This is a genomic window from Dyadobacter jiangsuensis (assembly GCF_003014695.1).
GTDB lineage: Bacteria > Bacteroidota > Bacteroidia > Cytophagales > Spirosomataceae > Dyadobacter > Dyadobacter jiangsuensis.
The window spans coordinates 1-3530 of sequence record NZ_PYAS01000039.1 but is presented as its reverse complement, the minus strand read 5'-3'; the positions used below and the strand labels follow the sequence as shown (position 1 = coordinate 3530).

3 protein-coding genes are annotated in these 3530 nt (G+C 49.9%); all 3 read left to right on the top strand.

Annotation, left to right across the window (positions count from 1 at the left end; all coding sequences use genetic code 11):
• Positions 1-349: 349 nt before the first annotated feature.
• The 3 genes from CLV60_RS34015 to CLV60_RS34005 all read left to right on the top strand — a co-directional run bounded on the left by CLV60_RS34015 (position 350) and on the right by CLV60_RS34005 (position 3327).
• Complete coding sequence (locus tag CLV60_RS34015; RefSeq protein ID WP_106599843.1) at positions 350-979, top strand: response regulator transcription factor; 630 nt, start codon at positions 350-352, stop codon at positions 977-979.
• 282 nt (positions 980-1261) lie between these two features.
• Positions 1262-1912, top strand: coding sequence for a hypothetical protein (locus CLV60_RS34010; RefSeq protein WP_106599842.1), 651 nt, complete (start codon positions 1262-1264; stop codon positions 1910-1912).
• Positions 1913-1956: 44 nt separating this feature from the next.
• Positions 1957-3327 (top strand): hypothetical protein, encoded by a 1371-nt coding sequence (locus CLV60_RS34005; protein ID WP_106599841.1) that lies wholly within the window; start codon positions 1957-1959, stop codon positions 3325-3327.
• Positions 3328-3530 lie beyond the last annotated feature (203 nt).

Here is a 3530-nt window from a genome sequence, read left to right as displayed (position 1 = left end):
CTGTTTCACCGGACGGGATCGACGTGAGAAAGCTGATAGCAGGAAACTATGTGCTTAAAATCACTGACCGGAATGGAGCACTAAACACACAAAAGTTGGTTATCGTTAGATAGCAGAATTAATCAATGCCTAATTTATCGTAGTGTTTTTTTACAGCTCGGCAAATTATCGCCGAGCTGTTTCTTGGCAAATAATCCATTGCCTGACAGACTCGTCCACACCGTTATCAGACTGGTTAAAGGCTTTCAATCTCCCCGATCCGAAGAATATGGCGCAACGCTTGCCACTTTCCCTTTAGCACCCGCAAGAGCGGTAGTAAAGATTTTTTTCAACATAAACCCCCTTCACAATGTTGAACATATTAATTATCGATGATCAGACGATGTTACGCGCCGGCATGCGCGTGATGCTTGAAACAGTTTCCGAGCACTACTGCCTTTATGAAGCCAGTTGTGTCGAAACGGCCCTTTCTATCCTTGAAAGCAATGCGGACATTCAGGTAGTTATCAGCGAATTAAAAATTGGCAACCGGGTCGTTGCGGATATTGTAGAAACCATTAAAGCTGTTCGGAACGACGTTTCCATCCTGCTTTATTCGGGATTAGCGGAAAGGTTGTACGCACTTCCGGTTCTGCGAGCCGGCGCGGACGGGTTCATTATGAAAAATGCTAAGATTCCCGAGCTGCAAAAAGCAATCGAGCGAATCGCAGCAGGAGGAAAATATCTGAACCTGGAATTGCAAACTTCCCTGATCAAAAATAAACCGTCGCACCGCCTGGAAGACATCGAATCTGTCGAAAAGCTCTCGCCAAGAGAATTGATGGTGATGCGGGAAGTAGCCCAAGGCAAAAGCACCAAAGAAATCGCCTACACCCTCAAACTGAAATGCAATACTGTCAGCACCTATAAGAAGCGGATCTGCCTTAAAATGAACGTAGCAGACAGGATCGAACTTGCACAGAAAGCCGCTGTCCTTTAGGGCTCAGTGAGCGCACATTTTTCGGCAAGCAACTACAATTTTCATTCTCCCCTGCACCCCAAAAGTCACCTCAAAAATACAAAAAAGCGTCTCAAAACAATCCAATTAGGCAAACGACATTTGTGGTGAATTGTGTACAAGTATTCACCAGGCGAGAGCTCGTTTACAAATTGTGATACGCTGACTCTTCCCTGTAATGATGCACTGCCCGCTTGACCGACCTGCGCACTCGGACAGTGCATCGTCATTAATTATTTCTTTAATCAAAAACTTAAAATCCGAATGAAAAAGAAAATCTACTTGCTTGGAGTGATGATGGGCCTTACTGCCTCTGCGGCCATGGCGCAAAATGTAGGAATAGGCACTACCACTCCTGCGGCCAAATTGCACGTGGTGGGCAATGTAGCCATTCAGGATGGTACCCAGGGTGCCGGAAAAGTATTGACTTCTGACGCGGCGGGTATCGCCAGCTGGCAGGCCCCTGCGGGATCGGGCGCGAGTACCGCCACTCAAACGGCTTCATATGCAGTGCCCATTGGAAATGGTGCGCAGCCAAGCGCCTTTTTCGGAGTGACGGAAGGATCTTATACAACGGTTTCAAATACGACCAATGTAATCAATTTCCCCAGTCAAAAGGCCGCATTTATCAACTACGTACTTGGTGTCGACGACGTGTCTGCATGGACAGGTTACAGCCCGTTTAACCGCTTTGAGATATATATCGACGGAGTGGCAAGCGGCATCTTTATTATCATCCAGACCGAAGTGAGCGGTCACTTCGAATTGACTTTGTCCGGTGTTCGCACCGTTACCGCAGGAAACCACACATTCGATGTAAGAGCAACCAGATGGTATAACAACGGTGCTCCTGCCAGTGCCTACCAAATTTGTGGTACCATTTCGTCCAACCTGGATGTAACCTACTTGAACTAGTCGGGGAGTTGTAAGATACAGTCTTCATTTAAACAGCTTTCACGATGAAAAAAGAATACATCAGCCTCATGACAGGGATGGCATTGCTGTTGGGAAACCAGCTAGCCCATGCGCAGCTTGTCATTGACGGGGCTACTTTCAATAATTATGGGTCAGTTACCAACCGTGGTACATACACCGCCGTTACAGCCACCGCGCCCGCCGCTTATACGGCTTCATCGGGCGCTGTTTTCAACCACTATGAGACAGATGCCAACTCGTTGCGTGTTAATAACAGCTATAATGCCAATGGCACCGGCGGAAGCACTGACAATTTCAACGGCCCGGCAGGAATAGCAGGCGTGCAGGGAATCAGTGGCAGTGTTGCTCCTAATTTTTCCACACTGGCCTTGAAGAACGGATCGGCAAGCGCATTTAATATCACCAATACAGCAGGCGCCAACGTGTTTACCATTGCGTCGTTCGAAAACGGGATAACCAATACCGTGCGCGCCAACACGGCCAATGGCGCGCTCAGGTTTCAGGCAGGGGCGACTTACACGGGCGGGCTCACCGACGCACAGCACGTGGACGGATATGTTTCCAAGATCGGCAATTCCACTTTCATATTCCCGGTGGGAAACAATTCCGATCTGAGAACATTGCGGATCTCGGCACCCGCAAATACCGCCCATATCAGCGTGGCCTACGCCGCAGACCTCGGGGAGGCTTCCAACACCCCATCCCCTTCCATCAAACGTGTATACACCCTCGGTAGTTGGGACTGGGTTGCCGTCACACCTTCCACCAATGACCTGGATGTCACCGTATCGATCCCAAATGTCTCTGGTTTCGAATCCACAGCCGCAAACCTCAGGCTCGTTGGATGGGACGGCTCCCAATGGCTCGATTTGAGCGGGGCTGCAAATGCAACAGGCGTAGCCGAGAACAGTACATTGACCGGCGTCGTACCGGCTGGCGCGGCCATCACACAGATAGCCATCGGCTCTACACAGGAGCTAGCCACCACGCCCGATCTGCGGCCATTCATCATCATGGGCAATGTGACTTTCTCGAATACCGAAACAGTCAGGCCATTTACCGTACGCGTCAGAAACATGCGCGCAGGAACCATTGCCTCTGATCTAATCACCATACGCATCTATAAGCCAACCCCTACCTCGACCATTGCCCTCACCGGCGCTTCGGCCACCGAATGGACCATCACCAACTCAGGTACTTACTACACGCTGACCACCAACAGTGATATCGCCGCCTCGCCATTGGGGAATAGCATTACGGCCAACCTGACCATCCCCGCAGCGGCTGTTCCCGGAGGCTATCCATTTAGGGCTTTCATCCCCGACCTATCGGGCGGGGAAGTAGTGGCCGACAATGGCAACAACAATATAATCATTCAGGTATTCAAAAATTAACTGAAGCCATGACCAGCTTTTAAACTTAAAATCATGAAAAAAACAAACTACTACCTTGGATTAGCGCTTCTTGGACTTTCCCTGCTTGTCTCGGCAGAGAGCCACGCGCAGCAAATCGACATCAACGCCGGGTACGGAAACTATGAACCGGGAACCTTTCCCGGCTATGGAAACCAGCCGGCAGCCCGCGGGATATTTTACTC

Coding starts and splice junctions, on each gene's coding strand:
- CLV60_RS34015 (WP_106599843.1), top strand. CDS start 350: ATGTTGAACATATTAATTATCGATGATCAGACGATGTTACGCGCCGGC.
- CLV60_RS34005 (WP_106599841.1), top strand. CDS start 1,957: ATGAAAAAAGAATACATCAGCCTCATGACAGGGATGGCATTGCTGTTG.
- CLV60_RS34010 (WP_106599842.1), top strand. CDS start 1,262: ATGAAAAAGAAAATCTACTTGCTTGGAGTGATGATGGGCCTTACTGCC.